The sequence below is a fragment of the Serratia sp. 22278 genome, from assembly GCF_052045405.1.
Lineage (GTDB): Bacteria > Pseudomonadota > Gammaproteobacteria > Enterobacterales > Enterobacteriaceae > Serratia > Serratia marcescens.
Genome location: NZ_JBQEOW010000010.1, coordinates 129,043 through 148,601 on the forward strand (window position 1 = coordinate 129,043; position 19,559 = coordinate 148,601).

Below are 19,559 nucleotides of genomic sequence, written 5' to 3' on the forward strand. Positions count from 1 at the left end.
GCGGCGCCAGCGCCGGTTGTCCGAGTCCGGGCCCCCTATTTAGAGAACCCAGCCTATGGCTGGGTTTTTGCTTTTCTTTCACCGAGGTGCTCACTGGCAAATCGAAGCGTATTTCTTCATAAACGGGCTGGCGCAAATTGACGCGTAAATGTCTTTTTGCAGTTGGCTGGCGCTAGAATCTGGCTTTTGCGAACCGCCAACGTTTACACCGGTGCCGTTGTTGCCGTTAGTGCTGCCGTTAATGCTCACGTCAACGGAAGTTCCGCCGCCGCTGCCGGTATTGCCATTGAGACCGCCTTCAATCACCAGCTTGGCCTGAGCCAGCTGCGAACACATCAGCAGTGTGCAACCCAGTAATGCGATTTTTTTTCTCATCATGTCCTTCTCCTTGTTTATTGAATTACCCGTTTGTATTTATTTCTCTGTGCGGCAGACCCTGTACCGGTTTCCTGTTGCGGCTAATGCCCTCTTCCACCTATCGCCAATCGCCTTTTCTTCATGCGCTGATCGTGTTTGAAAAACGCATATAAACTCAGAAAAAACAAAAAAATCGCCAGATAAAAAAGATCCACTTTACCTTCCCTGGGTACATCTCGGCACCACACAAAATATAATATTCACTTGATAAATAGTTTTTCATAACTCATAAGCCATAGCGCGTTATGAGCCAAAAAAAGCAGGGTTAACCCCCGCTCATCGATAAATAGCCATTAATAAACCTGTAGTATTTTCTTTCACAACCTGTGCGACGTGCTTGTGAACTATCTTTTAAAATTTAATATTCACGCCATTAATATATTTAAAAACACATAGCTATTTCATTAAAATTGAAAATAACATGAGACGTCAGAATAACAAAAAATAAGAATTAGAATATCCCTCATCAAGGTTAAGAATATTCTCCCTCTTCGGACAATAGCCAATAAATAAACTCATGATTCCGGTTTAACATCAACTTGCTCATGACCGATCGTTTATGGCTGTGCACGGTTTTTACGCTGACGCCTAACAGCCTGGCGGTTTGCGACTGATCGAACCCGCAGCGGAGATAGTTCACGACCTGCCGTTCGCGCTGAGTCAGTGGCTGACGTTTGGTAAGCACAGAGACAGAACCAGACAATGCCTCATTCAGCAACTCAAACAGCTTGATCTGATCGTCCGTGCGATACAGCACACGTGCTACATCTTTCACCTTTAAAATGGGTCTTTCTTTAACGGTGATCACCTGCGGTGCGCATCTCCCCCAACGCTGGGCGCGCCGCCGAGAGGAAGCAAGCACCATATCAGGCGGCTCAACAACACCCGGAGGTAAAAAGCAGACGGTTTTATTGTTTTTCTTCGCATATTTTTCAATGCTGAGCCGCAGGCCTTCAGCGAAATAACGGTTCTCATCGTCGATAACGATATTAATACTATTCATTCTTATCACCCCGGTTAACATCCATCCTATGGATACGCGGCTATGGAGAACATCGATTACTCAAGCAGTTTTTATTCTAGAAATGTGACAATGGAAATGAATGGTTATATCCCATCATTATAAAAAGCACAAACCCCGTTTTAAAAAATGCCTAAAACATATCCATCACGAATATATTTATTAATCTAATTTTTTAAACAACCACAGAATTCCTCTCATCTGAAATAAGAAGAATATCAACTATGGCAAAACAATTATTATAGTTTTTGACCCCCGGAATGTACCGATACTGCCGTCATAACCTGCCAGCGTAGAGGTTAAGGTCAATGACACGCCCGCGGGTGTAACGTTAACAACTTTCCCCTCACCTAAACCAGTGCCGTCTAATTTCAGCTCGCTGCGAAAACCGCCAACCCCTTTGAAAAAAATGTTGCTGGAATGATCTGCCGACATGAGCCGCGCTTGAAGATTACCGGTGCATTGCACATATAATGAAGTTCTGGCAATATTCCCGTTGACCTTATCCGAACTGAGTGAACCATGCCGCAATTCCGCGTTCGGCATATAAACGCCGCAGTAAGTTGGGCTGACTTTAACCTGACAAAAATCTTTACCTCCTGGCATCGGAATATAAGCAGCACCTCCCTGGCCCTGATTAGGATATCCAAGAAAGACACATGACATAGAGGTGTCACCCCCCTTTAAATTATGGACATATGTCCAATTAAGATCACCTCGTCGTCTGAGATAATCGCCCAACTCCCCTAGCGTTTTAATCCCCCGAGCTTCGGGCACATATATAGACATCTGAGGGGGAGTTGAAAGTCCCCAGACACTGCGATGGATAATATAAACATAACAGGCGTTACCGTTACAATTGTAAAGTGGATTAGGTGTCGTGTTATAAATATCCCATGACGTTATCTTGGCTCTAATCTTCCAAAGGCCTGATATCGCTGGTTCAATTTCTGGTTCTATCTCCCAAGGAGAAGAATATGCAGCAGGCATAAATACCAACATCGACATAATTGAAGAAAAAAAAACCACCCGTTTCAGGCAACTCAATATAATACCACCCATCTTTTTTCCTTACTTACTTTTCAATAACTAACCGGGAATAAGGTTATCAGCCAATGACGAATTATCTAACATTAAAATAATAAACTTTCACCCTTACAATAGATTTCAATCATAGTGCAGTAAAAACGTTGCCACAGCGCTAAAAACGCCTCTGCTGATAGTATTATTTTTTATCGCCTCAGGCTCACCACGCACATAGGCTTTAAGCGTGATTCTGTTGCTTCCCGCCTGCAACCGCTGCTTACCGGTAAGTATATTCAGGGGCAACAATTCTCCGGCAGTATTTTCCAGACCAATAGCAATTCCGCTCGCGCCACCGCTATTGATGGCCAGCAGCCCCGGCAGTGCAGCACTTTCCGTGCCGCTGAAAGAGACGCTTACCGTTTCGCCAAGGCTGAGATCGCATTCCATTAGTTGCAGAACAAACTCTTTCCCTGGCGTGCGTTGGTTGAGATAGAGATATTTATCGATCACCGTGCCAAAATCCAGCTCAATATTTTCTTCCCCGGGAGCAATAACGCAGGGCTCCGCTACCAGTTCGCCGCTATAGTTGACGGCTAACGTGGGCGCCGCGCTCCAGCAGGCATGGCTAATACACAATAATGCCAGCGGCAGCAAAGTCTTTTTCATCCCATCTCCTGGTTAATAGTATGGATGTCTTTTATTATTCACCGTGAATTCGATTTAATAATATTCAAGACGAAGCGAGGCATTCGCATTAAACATACCCGGCGTTAAAACCGCATTGGGGCTCTTAACCGGCACCACTTTCACATGACGCTTAACGCTGCCAACACCGCCCATATAGCCACCGACAGCAAGATCGGAGAATCCATTATTAACCTGGTACTGTGCCTTAATCCCCAACCCGTTAATATTGGTCGCCAGCGCTGAGGCATCGAAATCACTCGGATTACCGACGTAGCTGATTTTAAAGGGAACGTCGAAACCCGAGGGGCAGGTTATATCAACAGCAAATGACTTTTTGTAGCGCTCGCCATCTATTTTATTGACACCAACCGTCTCAAAATTGACGTTTATCGGCTGCCCGCCGTTGAACTCGCAGGGCACATCCTCTCGCAGTGTTCCCTTAAAACTCATGTTGTCCGCCGTCGCCCCTTGAGCTGTGATACCCAACAGGATAAGGCAAACCATGCCAAGCTTTTTCATCGCCGCCTTCCTCATTGATAAGCCACCAGCAGAGTGGCGCCGGCAGTAAAGGCGCCGCCGGGCAACGTCTTACCCGTTTTTTTTACCGGTACCGCCTCTAATAATGGCGTTTGATTATCCGAATAGGTGAACTTCAGCCAACTATTAATATTAAGCGGCTGCCCATCGGCGTGTAACGCCACGCCGAAGTCACTGATGTTAGTCTGCAACGCAGTGGGATCAAAGGAGGTCGCATTACCCTGGATCTTCATCTGCAAAGCATTGGACTTACTACCTGAACACTCCAGTGTATAATCCACTTTTTTCTTATAATTGCTGCCATTCACGCTAACCGTCAGGATCTCGCCGAAGTCCACTTCGATGGTGCGATTGCCGTTGATCACACAAGGCGGCGGTACCTGCACCGTAACGCTGACCGTCACGGTGGTCGCGCCGGTCAGTGGCGATATCCCCACACAAAGGAGAAACATCGCCGCATTACGCCAAGAGGTGAAACAACCGGCCTTAAATTTATGCGTCATGTTCCTTGATTCCTCAATCATAGCTCAGGCTAAAATCCACCGTGGCGCGATAGGCTCCGGCCGCCAGAGGGGCCGCCGTGCGCTCCGGCACCACGCTATAGCTCAAGGTATTCTGCCCCGGCGTCAATAGCAGCGGCTCGCCGCGGCCGCCCAGCCGCACGTCCTGACCACGGCCGTCTTCAAGACGCAACCCCAGGCCGGCAACGCCCTGCACCTTAACCAGTCGCGGATTGTCCGCATCCTGCACCGCGCGGAAAGCCACCGTTACCGCCGGCTGATTTTCGGCCCAGGTTAAGGCGCCGGTGCGTGAATCCCGGCTACCGGCCAGACTGCGCAAGCAGTCTTTCAGCTGTAACTCAAAGGCTACCGGCGCGCCACGGTCACCGATATTCTGCAGACGCCCAGTGCCGATCTCCCCCAGGCTGATGTCTTGCCACGCACTTTCCATCTCCAGCCGACAGGCGCTCTCCGTTAACGCTCCGCGCACCTGCAATACGCCATTGGCGCCGTCGGTGTACCAGTTGTCCGCGACTTGCCCTTGCGCGGCCGGCATTAGCCACAGCATGGCGCCTAAAGTCAGCGGCACCATGAGCGCCAACCCGCCCAGGGACCCGTAATAGCGCAAATCCTGGCGCTCCGGCAGGTGTTTTTTCAGTTTGTTGCTCATCCATTGCATCTTATTCCTCCCGATTCCCCGCCGCAGCCGATAGCATTACGACTTGCTCTTTTCCGGTACTACCTGGCAAGTGGCGCTACTGCAGTTGAACGTCAGTTGCGGCCGGCCACCGTAGTCGTTGATGTAAGTCAGCACCGGACCGGCGCCCAATGCGGCGGCGCTGGCACCCAATGCCGCACTGCCCTTCGGCGGCACCATCAGCGGTTCAAAGTCTTTCACACCCGCTATGCCCTTTTTGGCGCCCGCGTCCACGATAGTTACGTAGTAAGGCGTCGGGTTATTCACCACGTACTTGTCGCCCTGCTTGGTCAGCGTCAGCTGTTCCTGCCAGGGCGCGGCATTCTGCTTCGGCGCAATCGCCGCCGGGCGATAGAACAGCTTGATACGCGTCTGCAACGCAATCTGCAGCGTGTTCGGCTTGTCGCTCTTCGGCGGGATCTCGCGCAGGTTGAAGTAATAGAGCGATTCCCTGTCCTGCGGCAGCTGTTTGGTCGCCGGCAGCGCCTGGATCTTCACCTGGCTCGGCTTGCCTGGCTCGACGCGTTGTACCGGCGGCAGCACCGCCAGCGGGCTCTGAATCTTGTTGCCCTTTTCGTCCTCCAGCCAGCCCTGCGCCAGGTACGGCAACTGCTTATTCTGGTTGCTGATGTTTAGGCTGACGGATTTTTCGCTACCGTCGAAGATCACCCGGGTGCGATCCAGCGCGATAGCGGCCTGCACCTGCGGCGCCAGCAGCGAGCCCAGCAACAAGGTAGCCATCAGATGCGGTTTGTTCATTGCAAAGTTCTTTTTCATACGTTTATCACTCTTACAGATTCAAATAGGGTGTTCGTGCTCATTACGCTTCTGGCTCATTGGCCAGCAATGCCCGACACGGCAGCAGCAGGTTGCTCATCATGTCAGCCGGCAAGGTTTGCGGCAGGCTGATGGCGCACTGCGCCGCGCCGTTCCAGTGCACCGTCATGCTTTCACCTGGTCGGATGCCACTCAGGTAGACGCTGCCGCCGTCGTTCACTATCCCTGTATCCTGCTTGTTGGCGTTCATCACCGTAGCGCCGAACGGCGGCGTGCCGCCGTCCGCCAGGCGGATAACCGCCATCGCCTTCTCCCCGGCGATCACGTCAAACTTGCGGTAGCCGATCGCGCCTTCGGTCAGGGTCGCCTGCACTACCGATTTGGTGGCCTCGGCGTTATCCCCCAGTTGGTTCAGATCGATGCTGGCCTTGTTGCGGTAGTAGCTGTTAACGTCCGTCACCACCGCCTTGCCCCAGCGGTTAGTGTCAACCGTACTGCCATAGCCACGCACCGGCACCTCAGCCACGCCGCCGGTATCCAGCAATAGCCGGGTACTGCCCGGCATGCCGATACGGTGCAGCGCGCCGCCCTCTGCGGTCAGGGTGGCACCGCCCTGGGCGCTGAAGCCCAGCGCGCTGTAACTGCCCTGCTGATAGCTGGCGTTGGCGCTCAACTGGGCCATATCGCCCTCACGGTTGTAATAGCCGCTCAGATTGGCGCCATTCCTGGCACTGCCGACGCTCAGCTGGTAGTTGCTGTGCTCATCCAACCTGTCGTAATATCCCACCCGCTGGCTGCTGTCGTTGCGGTTTGCCGAGGCGTTGTAGCTCAGGTTGCCCCCCCGCCCCCACGGCATCGACAGCGACAGATGCATGCCGTCATCGTTGGTGTTTTCATACTTGTTGCGATAACCGGTCAATGACAGGCTCAGGTTTTTAAACCGGCCGATATCGAAATAGCGCGACAGCGTCAGGTTGTAGCGATCGTTGGCCGGCCGATCCCAATAGGTCTGGTGGTCATAGTTCAGATACAGGCTCAGGCCGATATCCCGGAACTGCTGGTTAAAGGTGATGGTGTACATCTCCTTGTTGTTGCCCACCCGGCCACCGGAGTAGCGGGCGTCCAGATATTCGCTCATGCTCATAAAGTCCTGCTCCGAGAAGCGGTAGCCGGCGAACGTCACCTGGCTGTCGGTCTCGTCAAAGGTCTTCGAATAGCTCAGGCGGTATGAGCCGCCGCTCAGCGTGCCGTCCTGCTGCGGCAACCGCGCCCGCGACTGGGTAGCGTCGAGCGACAGCGCCCCCAGCGCCATCAGATCGCGGCCGATACCCAGCGAAGCCGCGTTGTAGTCGCCGCCGAACAGACCGCCGCCGTACAGCGACCAACCGTTGCTCACCCCCCAGGAAAACTCGCCGGTGCCAAACAGCGGCCCATTGCTGCGTTGCTGCCAGTCCGAAGGCTTGCCCGCAGCCATTTTGAAGCGCCAGGAGCCAGGGCGCGTCAGGTACGGGATGCTGGCGGTGTTCATCTTGAACGCCTGCACGCTGCCGTCCTGCTCTTCCACCTTCACGTCCAGCTCGCCGGAGACCGCCTCGCTGATGTCCTGGATGCGGAACGGCCCCGCCGCCACTTGAGTCTCATATATCACCCGCCCCTGCTGGCTGATGGTGACTTTGGCGTTGGTTTTCGCCACCCCGACCACTTCCGGCGCATAGCCGCGCAGATTCGGCGGCAGCATGTTGTCGTCAGACACCAGGCTGACACCGGTGAAGCGGAAGCTGTCGAACAGACCGGAGTTGAGGTAATCCTCCCCCAGCGTCAACCGCGAACGCAGCGCCGGCAGTGCGCGGTAGGCATAGTAACGGCTCCAGTCCAGCCGCTGATCGGTACCCTGCCCGCTACCGGTTTGGTGATTGAGCTGCCCCTGCCAGTCGGCGCGCAATCGCCAGGCGCCGAAATTGGCGCCGGCGGTGCCGTTGCCGCTCAGGCTGTTGCTCTGCCCGCCGCTCCGCTCCTGGCGCTGAGTCTGGCCGTTAACGTTATAGTCAAACAGCAGGCCCGGAATGCCCTCATCCCAGCGCGACGGCGGATCCCAGTCTGGCGATGAATATTCCAGATAGGCCTGCGGAATGCTCAAATACAGCGCCGCCGTGGCTAAATCGCCGCGCGCCTCCATGCCCTTCAGGCTGGCGATATCCAGACACTCATCCTGATGCCACCAACGCAATTCTTTCGACGCATCCGGTTTCAGCCCCAGCTGTTCCACCAGCGCCGGCGAAATACAGGCCTGGCTGCCCTGAGCATCGTCATCCGGCGGATAAAAACTGACGCTCTGTTCCGGCAATTCATTGTTATTAAGATGAATCACCATGGCATAGGCGCCCGGCATAATATAGCCGCTGCGTGAAAACTGGCTCAGGTCGATATTTTTTCTATCGTTTACGTCCAAAATATCGGTATTAAACTGAATGCCGTCCTCAGCTTCTGCCTTTGGCGTCAAATGCGCTAACGCCAGAAATATACCAACACTTAGCGCATGAGGACGAAACAGCTTCCATGCAGGAGAAAAAAACATATCCACGACCCTGTTATTTAATAGTGTTTATCGGCAGAGCTCAGCCTCAGTAGTAGTCAACTTTGAATCGAATCGCAGAGTAATAAGCTCCCGGCCGCAGCGTTTTTTTATTGGCTACCAAACGCATCTCATAATTAAGACGCATACTTCCCGGCTCTATTTCTCCAGTGGGCAACGGACTACCGGGCCTGGCAACATTTCCGTAAGCATCGGCTATCTGCAGACCAACACCCTTCGCTTCACCGTCAACGCCGAATAACCCATCATCATTGTCACCATCAAATGTCATTTGAAAGTGTTGCCAGTCACTTAGTTTTTTTTCAGTACGAGACAATACACAGTTAGTTAACTCAATAGAAAAACCCTTGGATATTCCTTTCCCATCCCGAACGATATCCGCGACCGGTACCGTCTCCATCTCGATCACCTGTTCTTGACTTTCAGTGGCGATGGCGCAGGCGGTATCAATAATGGCTCCTTGCATATTGACTCGCCCCCATCCCTGAGAGGAATAAGCGGCCTGAGAGTCATTTGCCATTAGCAATGAGGCTAATATGCAAGGAAGCATTAATTTTGCATGAAAATGGCTCATAGAATATTCCCTATTCACAAACTTTTCCGTCTCCGGGTATTCCTGAAAAGCATGCGGGCAAGCCCGCATGCTAAATTAAGGAAAACAGCCGGGCTTACTGGTAAGCCAGGGTGAAGTCAGCCACGGACTGGAAGTCGCCCGGGGTGATGACAGCGGTAGAAGCCTTACTGCCCTGCAGATAGGCAGAGAAGTTCAGGGTGTTGTTGCCGTTCTGCAAGGTTTGCGCCGCTGTTGCTTTACCCAGTTCAATCAGCTTACCGGAACCGTCGGTGATGGCGATGCCGGCGCCTTTAGCGGTACCGGTAATGCCCAGCAGTTTGTCGTCCTCTACCGAAGAAGCACCGGTAAATTTGATAGAAACGGTATTGTTTTTACCAGGCGAGGTATCCGTCAGCTCACAGTTTTCCAGCTTAATCACGAAGTTCTTAGGCGTAGACTGGCCGCCGTCTTTCAGCGCCACGTTAGAAACCTGGCCCAGGTTAACGGTCTGGTCTACGGTTTCTGGGGTAATGGAACAAGGAGCGTCAATGATCGCGCCTTTAAAGGTCACGGTACCGTGGCCCTGATCCGCTGCGTGAGCCACAGAAGTTACGCCGAAAGCCAATACTGCTGCCATCATGATTTTGTTCAGTTTCATATTAAATCCCTTACATTCCTTAGTAAGAAAGAGGTACTCATTGACGTCAATTAGATCAACAATTCACTCTTGATGTTTAACGCGCCGCTTTATTATTGGGCGCAGATTCTTTCGCTGATACCTGCCTTTCAGCGTTCCGTATCAGTGGCAACAAATTTACCCCGCCCAGATCAAAAATAAAACGTTATATCGCAAAAAGACAAAAACACAGGATTTATACATGAAAAATACACATTAAATAGATTTAAATACCAAAAAATAGAAATTAAATAAGGCTAATTATTTTTTAATACTTGTAAACATAAGGTCTAATTACGATAATTATACAAAGACAGGGAAAAATCCTATTGACCAATATTACGAAGGATTGAAAAAAAGACAGACAGGTCTCAGAATCATCTCTCGACAGGTAAGTTGACAGGTTGAAAAAATGATTTTCCATATAAATAACAACGTTCTCTATGATGAAGTAGAGAATACGCTGTCGCATATTGATAATGCGGCGACAAAAATAGTCTTACTTAGACCCAGTGCCAGGCTGTTATCACTGTTCATCCGTAACAATAATGTATTGTTAATGCGTGAAAGACTGCTTAATGATGTCTGGGTTGAACATGGCCTTAAAGCTTCGAACAACAACCTGAATAACTATGTTTCAGGACTACGTAAGTCGCTGGCGCAGTTCGGTGAAGAAACGCTGATTGTCACCTATCCACGGCAGGGCTTTAAATTTACCGCTGATATCATTCAAGAAATAAATAGTAAAGGAGGAGAAAAGAGAGATATAAATAATCTTGCAGAGGATGCTGCATTGGGTAATCCGATAGATTTAACTGAGAAAAATAATAGCGCCACGCGCTCATTCAGGCATCTGGCCATGGCGTTCTTTGCCTGCCTGGTGCCGTTTGCCGCTATCGTGCTTTATCAGAATGCCACCCGCATCAGCATGTATCCTTTAGGCGATTACCAGCGTTGCCAGATTTACAGCATGAGTTCAGGCAGCGGCAACCTGCCTCAAATCAGGCAGTTTATCCAGCGCGCCGGTTTTAACTGCCGAAGTAAAGCAGACGTGTATTACTACGACAACATCCGCGACGAAGCTTCACAGAAAGACACCGAGTTACTGACCTTCTGCCCACGGGAAGGCGACAGCCCGTGCATTTATAATTATATCGATAAAAACTAGCGTTGATATTGCAAGCGTTATCCCACCAGGCCAGGTAATATTCAGCCCCCTTGGTTTAGCCAAGGGGGGTTTTCTTAAGAGGTGGTACACACAAATAGCGGTGCATGATTATCTGCGAACAGAAAGCGCTGGGTATCTAGCCGTTCAATGCGCCAGTGTAGTTGCATTCCCTTCACCGGCAACCGCCGATTAAAATCCTCAAGCCTTATCGAGTCATGCGGTTTCTTGATATTTTCCTTCACCCACAGCGTATAGTTATTGCCCTGCCGCCGATAATCCATAACCAGAGTGCGCGAAACTACATAGTGATCCTTACCGTCATAGACTCTGCCGTTCAACAATATGTTAATGCGCCGCGGGCCATCAGGAATCACGTTTATCAGAACAATGCGTTCAACGCTGCGGCCGGCAATGTTGTCAGTCACGTGTTCAACCGCCCGGCACTCCGGGATTTGCGGTTTGAAAAATAAAAAGTAACCGGCGATGGCGCAGCAGCCCATAGCCAGTAATGCCGCAATCGCGTAACCATATCGTTTCATCGTTTACAGGCCCCAGCCTTCATAGAAACTCTCGCATTGCACCTTGTTATCCGCCATTTGCGACTCTGGGCAGTAATAGAAATAGGACGTTCGGGTTCTCCCGGAGCCATTTGGCACCAGTGTTTGCGTGTCGTAGTAGAGCAGCGTCGCCGGTTCGTTGCAGTGAATCTGTGGCCGCTCCTTCAGCATGTCGCGCAGATGATCCAAATCGACCTTGTTGATCGCCGGCTTATGATAGGTGGTGATAAGACGCACGCTGCAGCTGTCGATGCGCCCCACGTCGACCGTGCTGGCCGGCAGATAACCCGCATCGAACCATGCCCAAATACTGCAGCCCAGCGCCAGAACCAGCAAAGCCGCCAGTCCGGCGGCTTTGAAACGCGTATAGTTGCGTACAGCGACGGAGCCGACCTCAGGGGGGGCGTCCACATCCTGGCCCACCTCCGGAGCCGGATCCTCTGCGGGCGCCTGGCTGTCCGCCGTTTTGATCGTAGCGGCGGTGAACATAAAACCTTGCCGCGGCAAGGTGACGATGATCTCCTCCTCGCCAAGCGAAGAGAACGCCTTGCGTAAAATTGAAATGGTATTGTTGAGGTTATTACCGGAAGCGACCTGGCCGTGAGCCTCCCACACCTGCGTCAACAACGTCTCTCTGGATAACACCAGATTGTTGTTTCTGACTAATGTGGAGAGCAGGCGGTTCAGCGTGGCCGTCAGCATAATCGGCGGGATATCGTCATGCACCGAGACCAATTCCGATCTATCTTCGTGATATTTAATATTATTATTAATTATGTATCTCATACATTCCCTGCGCTACAAACCATGTCAACGCCAATTCCCCACCAAACAACATGATATTAGCACAGCAATTATAATAAGAAAATTCTTACCAATTGAATATAAATTCATATAAAACAATTAAATAGAAACAACAAATCATAAAGAACAGCGGAACCTTGGACGCAGTTAAAGCTCCCGGCCTTCGCTTGATGCGACAACGTTCATTGCGATATATATAAAAAAACCCGCCATAACGGCGGGCTAATTCGGTTTGAAATTTATCAAACTAAGCGAGCGATTTGCCGCTTCTGCCAGCGCCCAAACAGCAACAGGCCGCACATCGCCCCGAGCAGCGCGCAGAACATGTCAGACTGGGTGTCCCACGGGTCGCCCTGGGTGCCGAGAAATTCGTCGGCGCCCTGGCCCAGCGCCAGCGCCGCCCACCACTCGATCAGCTCATACACGGCGCTGATGGCCAGCGCGATGCAGCACACCACAAAGCCCAGCATCTTGCGGCCCTGCACATAGCCGCCGCGCAGCAGGATCTCGCGCGCCACCAGCGCCGGCACCAGCCCCTGGAAGAAATGCCCCAGTTTGTCGTACGGGTTGCGATCAAGATCCAGCCACTGCTGCACCTCAAACCCCAGCGGCACTCGGGCGTAGCTGTACATGCCGCCGAAAATCAGGATCAGCGCATGGCAGAAAATCAGCGTATAGAGCAGCGGCGTCAGCGGGTAACGGCGGTGGGTCAGCCACAGCAGCGGCAAAACGATCAAGACCGGCGCCACCTCCATTAGCCAGGTGGTGCGATCGTAAGGGCTGATGCCGCTGTGGATCAGCGCGGCCAGCAGCAGCAGAGTGATAACGGACAACAACAGCGGTGCGCGTGAGACGGGCATAACCAACGTTCCTTCGGGTCAATAAGGTAATCCACACGTTATACCGCAGATCGCACGGCGAAAAAAAACAGGCGGAGCGTCGCCGCTTCGCCTGTTCGCGGGGGTTTACCCTGCGCGAGATTATTTCAGCGCTATGCGGATCACGTCGTCCGGCGCGGTGGCTTCTTTCTCGCGGCTGGAGGCCTGCTTGACGCTGACGTACAGCGTCTGGCCGTCCGGCGACAGCGCCAGGCTGTTCGGGTGGGTCGGCGTTTTAATGGTGTTCAGCACCTTGTAGCTCTTGGCGTCGATTACGCTCACTTCGCCCGCCTGGCGATGGGTCACGTAAACTTCATTGCGCGCCGGGTTGAACAGCACCGCCAGCGATTCCGGCACATCTATCTTGCTCAGGATGTTGCCGTTGCGGGTATCCACCACCAGCACCTGCGGCTGCTTGGAATCGGTGATGAAGGCGCGGTGAGTGGCGGTATCCAGGCTGATGTTCAGGAAGAAGTGCTCTTTAGACTCATCCAGCTTCTTGCGCGACAGCACCTTGTTGCTCTGGGTATCGATGGTCACCAGCTCGCCGTCGGCGTTGGTGACGTACAGGCGTTTGGCGGCGGCGTCCAGCGCCAGGCCAGTGCCGTATTTGCCGGTGCCGGTGATGGTGGCGCGCAGGGTCAGATCCTTGCCGTCCACCACCCATACTACGCTGGAATCCCCCAGCCCGGTGATGTACAGCGTATCGCTGTCGGCATCCGCCACCAGTTCGCGCGGCGCCAGCGGCTTGACGGTTTCGGAGCGCTGGCGCGCGTCCAGCACCAGGCGGCCTTTCACGTCGCCGGTCTTGGCGTCGATGGCGGTTACCGAGTTATTGACGGTGTTGCCGAAGAACAGCGTGCCGGTCTTGGCGTTGACGGCGGCGCCGAACGGCTTGATGTCGTTATGGATAATTTGGGTCACGTCCAGCGTGGTCGGATCCAGACGGTAAACGATGCCGCCCTTGTCCAGCTTGCGGCTCTGCGAGGTGGCCAGGTAGAGCGCGTTCTCGCTCGGGCTGTAGGCCATTTCATAGGCGCCCTTGCCAACCGGCTTGCGCAGCACTTCCGGCGCGGTTTGCGCCTGCAAAGTGTTGGAGAACAGTAGCGTAGACAGCAGCATGAGCGGAAATGCCGCGCGTTTTCCCTTGGTAATCAAAGTATTCATCAAAATCTCCTTATATCCTTCATACTTGCAGCTACATCGGCGTTGGCTGCGCTCGCTCGCCCCAGTCACTTACCTGAGTAAGCTCCTGGGGACTCACGTTCTTGCCACCTTGATGCAGCTGCAATTATTTTGGATATGGCTCAAAAGAGCGGCGTTTTATGTCAAACCAGACGGCCGCCGCATTATCGTTATTAAAAATCAGGCTTTCTCTTCGGAAAGCAGCGCCCACCAGCTGTCGATGGTCGGGTTGCGCGCCAGCGCGATAAAGTCGATGTCGCTGCGGATCTTGCGCCAGCGGGTCGCCAGCTCCATGATGCGCACCGAATCCAGGCCGTAATCGATCAGGTTTTCATCGTTGCCCATGTCTTCGCTGTCTTCATCCAGCAGCGGCAGGATCTGCTGACGCAGCGCATCGATGCTGGCGATGCCGGCCGCCGGCAGCAGAGACGCGGTGGTCACCACCCGGCCGCAGCGGCCGGCGGTGTAGCGCAGCGCCATCAGGTGTTCGTCGCGCGAGAAGTCCGCCAGGCCGTCGGCCACCATGAACGGCTGGATGTTGCGCATGAAGGCGTCGATGGCGGTGGTCAGGCAGCCGATGTGCGCATACACGCCGCAGATGATCAGCTGATCGCGGCCGGACTCCTGCAGGATCTCCTGCAGCGGCGACCGATGGAAGGCGCTGTAGCGCCATTTCACCAGCACCGTGTCGTCTTCGTCCGGCGCCAGCGCGGCGGTCACCGCCTGCTGCTCAGGGTGTTTGTTCAGGCCCGGCCCCCACATGTCGTTCAACAGCGCGCGATCTTCATCGCTCTGCTGGTTCGGCTGTGCGGTATAGAACACCGGGATGCCCTGCTGCTTGCAGTAGCGGCGCAGGTTGGCGATGTTCTCCACCACCTGTTTAATCAGCGCGCTGTCCTCGCCCCAGAAGTTGAGGAAATACTGCTGCATATCGTGGATCAACAGCGCGGCGCGCTGTGGCTCCACCTGCCAGGTGACTTTATTTTGCGGCAGTTCGTCCGCCGTCGGCAGCGCGTAGTCATTAAGTTTTGGAATGGCCATCGATTAATCTCCCTGAGCCTGAGTCTGTAGTTGCGCGTCGAGCTGCTGGCGCAGCCGTTTTTTGTCCACTTTGCCGACCGGAGTCAGCGGCAGGCTGTCCACCTGAATAAAGCGATCCGGCAGTTTGAAGTCCGCCACGCCCTGTTCGCGCAGGTGGCGACGCAGCACCACCGGCTTCAGCGGCGCGTTGGCGATGATATAGGCGCAGCTCTTCTCCCCCATCAGCGCATCCGGCATCGATACCAGCGCGGCGTTGATCACGTCAGGATGACGCAGCAGCAGGTTCTCGATCTCCTCGGCGGCGATCTTCTCCCCGCCGCGGTTGATCTGGTCTTTCTGCCGCCCCTGCACGGTGATGTAGCCGTCTTCGCTGATGCTGATCAGATCGCCGGAGCAATAGAAACCGTCGGCGTCGAAGGCGTCGGCGTTGTGCGCCGGGCTCTGGTAGTAACCGCGGAAGGTGTAAGGCCCGCGCGTCATCAGCCGCCCAACCTCGCCCGCCGGCAACGGATTGCCGTCGTCATCCGCCACCCATACCTCGTCGTCCGGCGACATCGGCCGCCCTTGCGTCGCCAGGATGTGGCGTTCATCGTCGTCCAGCCGGGTGTAGTTCACCAGCCCTTCCGCCATGCCGAACACCTGCTGCAGTTGGCAGCCGATTTCATTCTGAATGCGCGCCGCCAGCGTTTCGCCCAGCTTGGCGCCGCCCACCTGCAGCAGTTTCAGGCTGGCGAGCTGGGCATTGCCGCCCCACTCTTCGATCGCCTGCAGCCACAGCGTGACCGCCGGCGGCACCAGCGCCGTCACGTTGATTTGGTGCTGTTCGATCAGGCGGAAGCATTGCCCGGCGTCCGGATCGGCGGCGAACACCACCAGTCCGGCGCCATAAAACACGCCCAGCACGCCCGGCGAACTCATCGGGTAGTTGTGCGCCACCGGCAGCGCGCACAGATAGCGGGTCTGCGCGTCGAAACGGCAGATCTCCACGCTGCGGCGAATGCTGTAGTAGTAGTCATTGTGGGTGCGCGGGATCAGCTTCGGCGTACCGGTGCTGCCGCCGGAAAGCTGGAAGAACGCCACCTGATCGGCCGCGGAAGGCTGCGCGACGAAACCGTCGCTCGCTTCGTCCAGCCAGGCGGCCAGCGCCAGCTCGCCCTCGGCCTGGCTGCGCAGCGCCACGACGCGCAGCGAAGGATGGGCATCGCGGAAGGCGTTCAGGAATTGATCGTCGGCAAACAGCGCGTGCTGGCGATCGGCGATCAGCAGCGCCGGTTTGATCTGCTCGGCATAGGCGTTCAGCTCGCTGCGCTGATGGCTGAACAGCGCGTTGACCGGCGCCACGCCAATTTTCAGCAGCGCGAAGAACACGATATAGAACTCCGCCACGTTGCCCAGCTGCACCAGCGCGGTGTCGCCGGATTTCACGCCGCGGCGCAGCAAAGCGGCCGCCAGACGATCGGAGCGCTGTTGCAGCTCGCGGTAGGTCAGGCGGCCCTGGGCGTCGATAATCGCCGGGGCGTCGTTGTTGGCCTGGCGGTCGAGGATCTCGGTCAGCGGCTTGTCAGTCCAGTAGCCGCGCTCGCGATAGCGGCTGGCGAACTCCGCCGGCCAGGGGGTAAAGGCAATGCTCATCTTGTCGTTATCCTTGATTTATACCAAAGGCACGCAGAATGGTGCTGAGTTTGGTGCCTGTTTCATGCCATTCAGATTCGGGTGAAGAGTCTTCCACGATGCCGGCGCCGGCGAACAGCCGCACCCGGTTGCCATCAACGGTGCCGCAGCGGATAGTCACTACCCACTCGCCGTTGCCTTCGTCGTCGCACCAGCCGACAATGCCGCCGAACAGGCCGCGATCGAACGGCTCCAGCTTGCCGATCAGGGCATGCGCCTCGGCCGTCGGCATGCCGCACAGCGCCGGCGTCGGGTGCAGCAGGCAGGCCAGCGACAGGGCGTTTTCGTCGGGAGATGCCGCCTCGCCGTCGATCGGCGTGGAAAGATGCCACAGCGTCGTGGTGGTCAGCAGTTCAGGGGTGTGCGGCACGTTCAGGTAGCGGCAGCGGCCGGCCAGCACGTCACGCATGCTTTCGGTGACGATGCGATGCTCGTGGCGATCTTTCGCCGAGGCCATCAGCCGCTCCCCCACTTCGCGATCGCGCTCTGGGTCGGCCTCGCGCCGGGCGGAACCGGCCAGCGGATTGGAATAGAAACGGCCGCCGTCCTGGCGCAGCAGCAGCTCGGGGCTAGCGCCCAACAGCGCGCCCTGCTCCAGCGGCACATGGAAATGGAAACCGTGCGGGTTCTGGGCAATCACGCGCGCCATCAGCGCATGGCGATCCACCGGCTGACGCGTTTCGATCTCCAGCAGGCGCGACAAGACCACTTTGTCCAACTCACCGGCCTTCATCGCGTCGACGGCGTCGCTGACCATATTCATGAACGGCTGCTGTGGCGGCAGTTCCGTTACCCCGGCCAGCTCCGGCCCGTCCGCCGCCGGCCTAACGCCGGCCATAAAGGCGGCGCGATCGAACCAGCGGCTCTGCTGCGGAATAAACAGCGCCGAAGGCTGCCGGGTATCGAACGGAATGGCGCCGCACAGCAGCGGCTTTTTGATGCCGGCCTGGCGGGCCTCGGCAAACGCCTGCCGTACGCTGCGCTGGAACTCGCCGTTCAGATCGGCGCCGTCTGCGGCCGGCAGGCGAATGCGGCTGAAACAACCGGTGGTGGTCAGACTGCGGAAAGGAGAAGTAAAGAAGAAGCCCGACGCCGGAGAAAAATCAGCGGCAAACCGCTGCTCTTCGCACTCCTGCACTTCCTTTCGATTGATGTCGTTCACGGCAGTATCCATCGCTTCGCCCTCAAGAATTTGAAGTGATAACCAATATAATAATGATTATCATTTGAGTTAATTCCGCGCTAAATTACTCGCCGATATTTGCTATGTCAATAAACGTAAGCACTTCTTTCATTTCGAAATCATGACATAAACGCTGTGGGTTTTACGCATGCCGATGATAAGCATTGCTATTTGATCCCACAGCGTCGCATTAGCGCATGACGTTACTTTTCGCTAGTTGGTTGCGCCTCGTTATGCGGCTCCGGTTTGTGCAGCGTGACCTGGCGCAAACCGGTCATGGCGAACAGCAGCACGATGCCGAGCGCCGCCGCGCCGAAGCCGAAGCCGCTGGCGCTCATCGCCGGCAGCATAAAGGCGCCCATCGCCCCCAGCAGCAACGCGCCCAGCGCATCGCCCACCACGTTCTGCGCCGTCCACAGGCCATTGATGCGGCCGAGGAAGTTGTCCGGCGTCAGGCTCTGGATCAAGCCGTATTGCAGCAGCGAGTTCAGCGCGCTCAGGTAGCCGAACGCCACCAGGCACAGCAACGCCAGGCTGTACCACGGCATCAGGCCGAACAGGCCGATGGCGGCGAACGCCGCGATCGCCGTCAGCAGCATCACCCAGCCGGGGCGCGCCACGTGCGCCACGCGCCCGCTGGTGAACGCGCCGATGGCGGCGCCGAGCGGCACGGCGGCGTACATATAACCGAGGTGGGCAGCGTCGATGTGCCAACCTTCCGCCATCGCCGGGTACAGCACCCGCACCGCGCTGGCCATGGTCAGCAGCGCGCCGATCAGCGCCACCATGCCGATCACCTTGTTCTGGAACAGGAAGGCGAAACCGCCCGCCAGCGCGCGCAGCGGGTGTTCACGCGGCTGCGGTGGCGGCATCAGCTGCGGCAGGCTCAGCAGCGGCAGCAGCGTCAGCAGGGTGCCGAACGCCGCCAGACCGTAGTTCCAGGCGATGCCCATATGGGCGATCACCAGGCCGCCGATCGCCGGAGAAAGAATCGAGCCGAAGCGCACCGTCAGCATGCTGATGGCGCCCGCCTGCACGATGTTTTCACGGCCCACCAGCGCCGGCGTGGCCGCCAGCAGCGCCGTCACCCCCACCGCGCCAAAGAAGCCGTCCCACACCGCCAGCAGATAAATGGCCGCCAGCGAAGGCGACGGCAACAGGGCATTGAGACACAGGCCGACAAATCCGACGCCGCAGGTGGAACGCGCAAACAGAATCAGCCGGCGTCGCTCATAGCGATCGGCCAATACGCCCCCCATCAGCAGCCCGGCGAACATGCCGCCGCCGGCCAGCGTCACCGCCAGCCCGACCTGCAGGGTGGAACCGGTCAGCGCCTGGATCTGCACCGGGATGGCGATCGCCATCAACCCCAGCGCCACAATGGAGATAAAGCGCGCGCAGAACACCGCGCGGAAAGCCCGGTTGGTTTTCAGCAGGCTGAAATCAAGCAGGATGGAGGGTTTGCTACTCATCGGTTGTTCACCACATCTTTAAACGGGGATTCTGCAGTTGCGGAGCGCTATGCTAGCACAGATGACGAAATCAATAATGATAATAAAACTCATTGATATTCAATTGTGAGCGACCG

The 19,559-nt window shown here is 55.5% G+C and carries 20 protein-coding genes; 1 reads left to right on the forward strand and 19 read right to left on the reverse strand.

Translation table 11 applies throughout. The annotated features are described in order from the left end of the window. Positions 1-90 precede the first annotated feature (90 nt). From ACTJJ6_RS18140 to ACTJJ6_RS18190, 11 genes are all read right to left on the reverse strand, one after another. Positions 91-378 carry a hypothetical protein gene (locus tag ACTJJ6_RS18140; RefSeq protein WP_049299754.1) on the reverse strand — a complete coding sequence of 96 codons (288 nt, stop codon included), beginning with the start codon at positions 376-378 and terminating at the stop codon, positions 91-93. Between the two features lie 511 nt (positions 379-889). Beyond that, entirely contained in the window at positions 890-1,420 is a 531-nt protein-coding gene (locus tag ACTJJ6_RS18145; RefSeq protein ID WP_049299755.1) for a helix-turn-helix transcriptional regulator, read from the reverse strand. 240 nt (positions 1,421-1,660) lie between these two features. Next, positions 1,661-2,500 (reverse strand): MrpH family fimbial adhesin, encoded by an 840-nt coding sequence (locus ACTJJ6_RS18150; protein WP_151254726.1) that lies wholly within the window; start codon positions 2,498-2,500, stop codon positions 1,661-1,663. A 105-nt stretch (positions 2,501-2,605) separates the two neighbouring features. Beyond that, entirely contained in the window at positions 2,606-3,130 is a 525-nt protein-coding gene (locus tag ACTJJ6_RS18155) for a fimbrial protein (RefSeq protein WP_440802954.1), read from the reverse strand. A 54-nt stretch (positions 3,131-3,184) separates the two neighbouring features. Further along, complete coding sequence (locus ACTJJ6_RS18160; RefSeq protein WP_161801396.1) at positions 3,185-3,670, reverse strand: fimbrial protein; 486 nt, start codon at positions 3,668-3,670, stop codon at positions 3,185-3,187. Between the two features lie 11 nt (positions 3,671-3,681). Further along, positions 3,682-4,191 (reverse strand): fimbrial protein, encoded by a 510-nt coding sequence (locus ACTJJ6_RS18165; RefSeq protein ID WP_065426406.1) that lies wholly within the window; start codon positions 4,189-4,191, stop codon positions 3,682-3,684. A 13-nt stretch (positions 4,192-4,204) separates the two neighbouring features. Continuing rightward, the gene (locus ACTJJ6_RS18170; protein ID WP_049299757.1) at positions 4,205-4,867 is read right to left on the reverse strand and encodes a fimbrial protein; all 663 of its coding nucleotides are present in this window, start codon (positions 4,865-4,867) and stop codon (positions 4,205-4,207) included. Positions 4,868-4,903: 36 nt separating this feature from the next. Beyond that, positions 4,904-5,662 (reverse strand): fimbria/pilus periplasmic chaperone, encoded by a 759-nt coding sequence (locus ACTJJ6_RS18175; protein WP_164053116.1) that lies wholly within the window; start codon positions 5,660-5,662, stop codon positions 4,904-4,906. Between the two features lie 43 nt (positions 5,663-5,705). Next, complete coding sequence (locus ACTJJ6_RS18180; protein ID WP_440802959.1) at positions 5,706-8,237, reverse strand: outer membrane usher protein; 2,532 nt, start codon at positions 8,235-8,237, stop codon at positions 5,706-5,708. A gap of 46 nt (positions 8,238-8,283) precedes the next feature. Beyond that, the gene (locus ACTJJ6_RS18185) at positions 8,284-8,829 is read right to left on the reverse strand and encodes a fimbrial protein (protein WP_049299760.1); all 546 of its coding nucleotides are present in this window, start codon (positions 8,827-8,829) and stop codon (positions 8,284-8,286) included. A 94-nt stretch (positions 8,830-8,923) separates the two neighbouring features. Further along, a complete protein-coding gene (locus tag ACTJJ6_RS18190; RefSeq protein ID WP_049299761.1) occupies positions 8,924-9,466 on the reverse strand; it encodes a fimbrial protein in 543 nt (180 codons plus the stop codon). A 430-nt stretch (positions 9,467-9,896) separates the two neighbouring features. Here ACTJJ6_RS18190 and ACTJJ6_RS18195 point away from each other — a divergent pair, with 430 nt between their 5' ends. Next, complete coding sequence (locus ACTJJ6_RS18195) at positions 9,897-10,652, forward strand: winged helix-turn-helix domain-containing protein (protein ID WP_049299762.1); 756 nt, start codon at positions 9,897-9,899, stop codon at positions 10,650-10,652. Positions 10,653-10,726: 74 nt separating this feature from the next. On the opposite strand, the gene ACTJJ6_RS18200 is transcribed toward ACTJJ6_RS18195, so the two are convergent. The 8 genes from ACTJJ6_RS18200 to entS form a co-directional block, all read right to left on the reverse strand. Beyond that, the gene (locus ACTJJ6_RS18200; protein WP_049299763.1) at positions 10,727-11,191 is read right to left on the reverse strand and encodes a hypothetical protein; all 465 of its coding nucleotides are present in this window, start codon (positions 11,189-11,191) and stop codon (positions 10,727-10,729) included. A 3-nt stretch (positions 11,192-11,194) separates the two neighbouring features. Next, a complete protein-coding gene (locus ACTJJ6_RS18205; protein WP_239666332.1) occupies positions 11,195-11,935 on the reverse strand; it encodes a winged helix-turn-helix domain-containing protein in 741 nt (246 codons plus the stop codon). A 320-nt stretch (positions 11,936-12,255) separates the two neighbouring features. Next, entirely contained in the window at positions 12,256-12,873 is a 618-nt protein-coding gene (locus ACTJJ6_RS18210) for a DUF2238 domain-containing protein (protein WP_440802963.1), read from the reverse strand. Positions 12,874-12,993: 120 nt separating this feature from the next. Further along, positions 12,994-14,013, reverse strand: coding sequence for a 7-bladed beta-propeller protein YncE (gene yncE / locus ACTJJ6_RS18215; protein WP_423827255.1), 1,020 nt, complete (start codon positions 14,011-14,013; stop codon positions 12,994-12,996). Between the two features lie 243 nt (positions 14,014-14,256). Then, positions 14,257-15,117, reverse strand: coding sequence for an isochorismatase (locus ACTJJ6_RS18220; RefSeq protein WP_016929399.1), 861 nt, complete (start codon positions 15,115-15,117; stop codon positions 14,257-14,259). 3 nt (positions 15,118-15,120) lie between these two features. Then, positions 15,121-16,749, reverse strand: a complete 1,629-nt coding sequence (locus ACTJJ6_RS18225; RefSeq protein WP_440802967.1) for a (2,3-dihydroxybenzoyl)adenylate synthase — start codon at positions 16,747-16,749, stop codon at positions 15,121-15,123. 7 nt (positions 16,750-16,756) lie between these two features. Continuing rightward, the gene (locus ACTJJ6_RS18230; RefSeq protein ID WP_049186371.1) at positions 16,757-17,962 is read right to left on the reverse strand and encodes an isochorismate synthase; all 1,206 of its coding nucleotides are present in this window, start codon (positions 17,960-17,962) and stop codon (positions 16,757-16,759) included. A gap of 212 nt (positions 17,963-18,174) precedes the next feature. After that, the gene (gene entS, locus ACTJJ6_RS18235) at positions 18,175-19,443 is read right to left on the reverse strand and encodes an enterobactin transporter EntS (RefSeq protein ID WP_440802970.1); all 1,269 of its coding nucleotides are present in this window, start codon (positions 19,441-19,443) and stop codon (positions 18,175-18,177) included. Positions 19,444-19,559 lie beyond the last annotated feature (116 nt).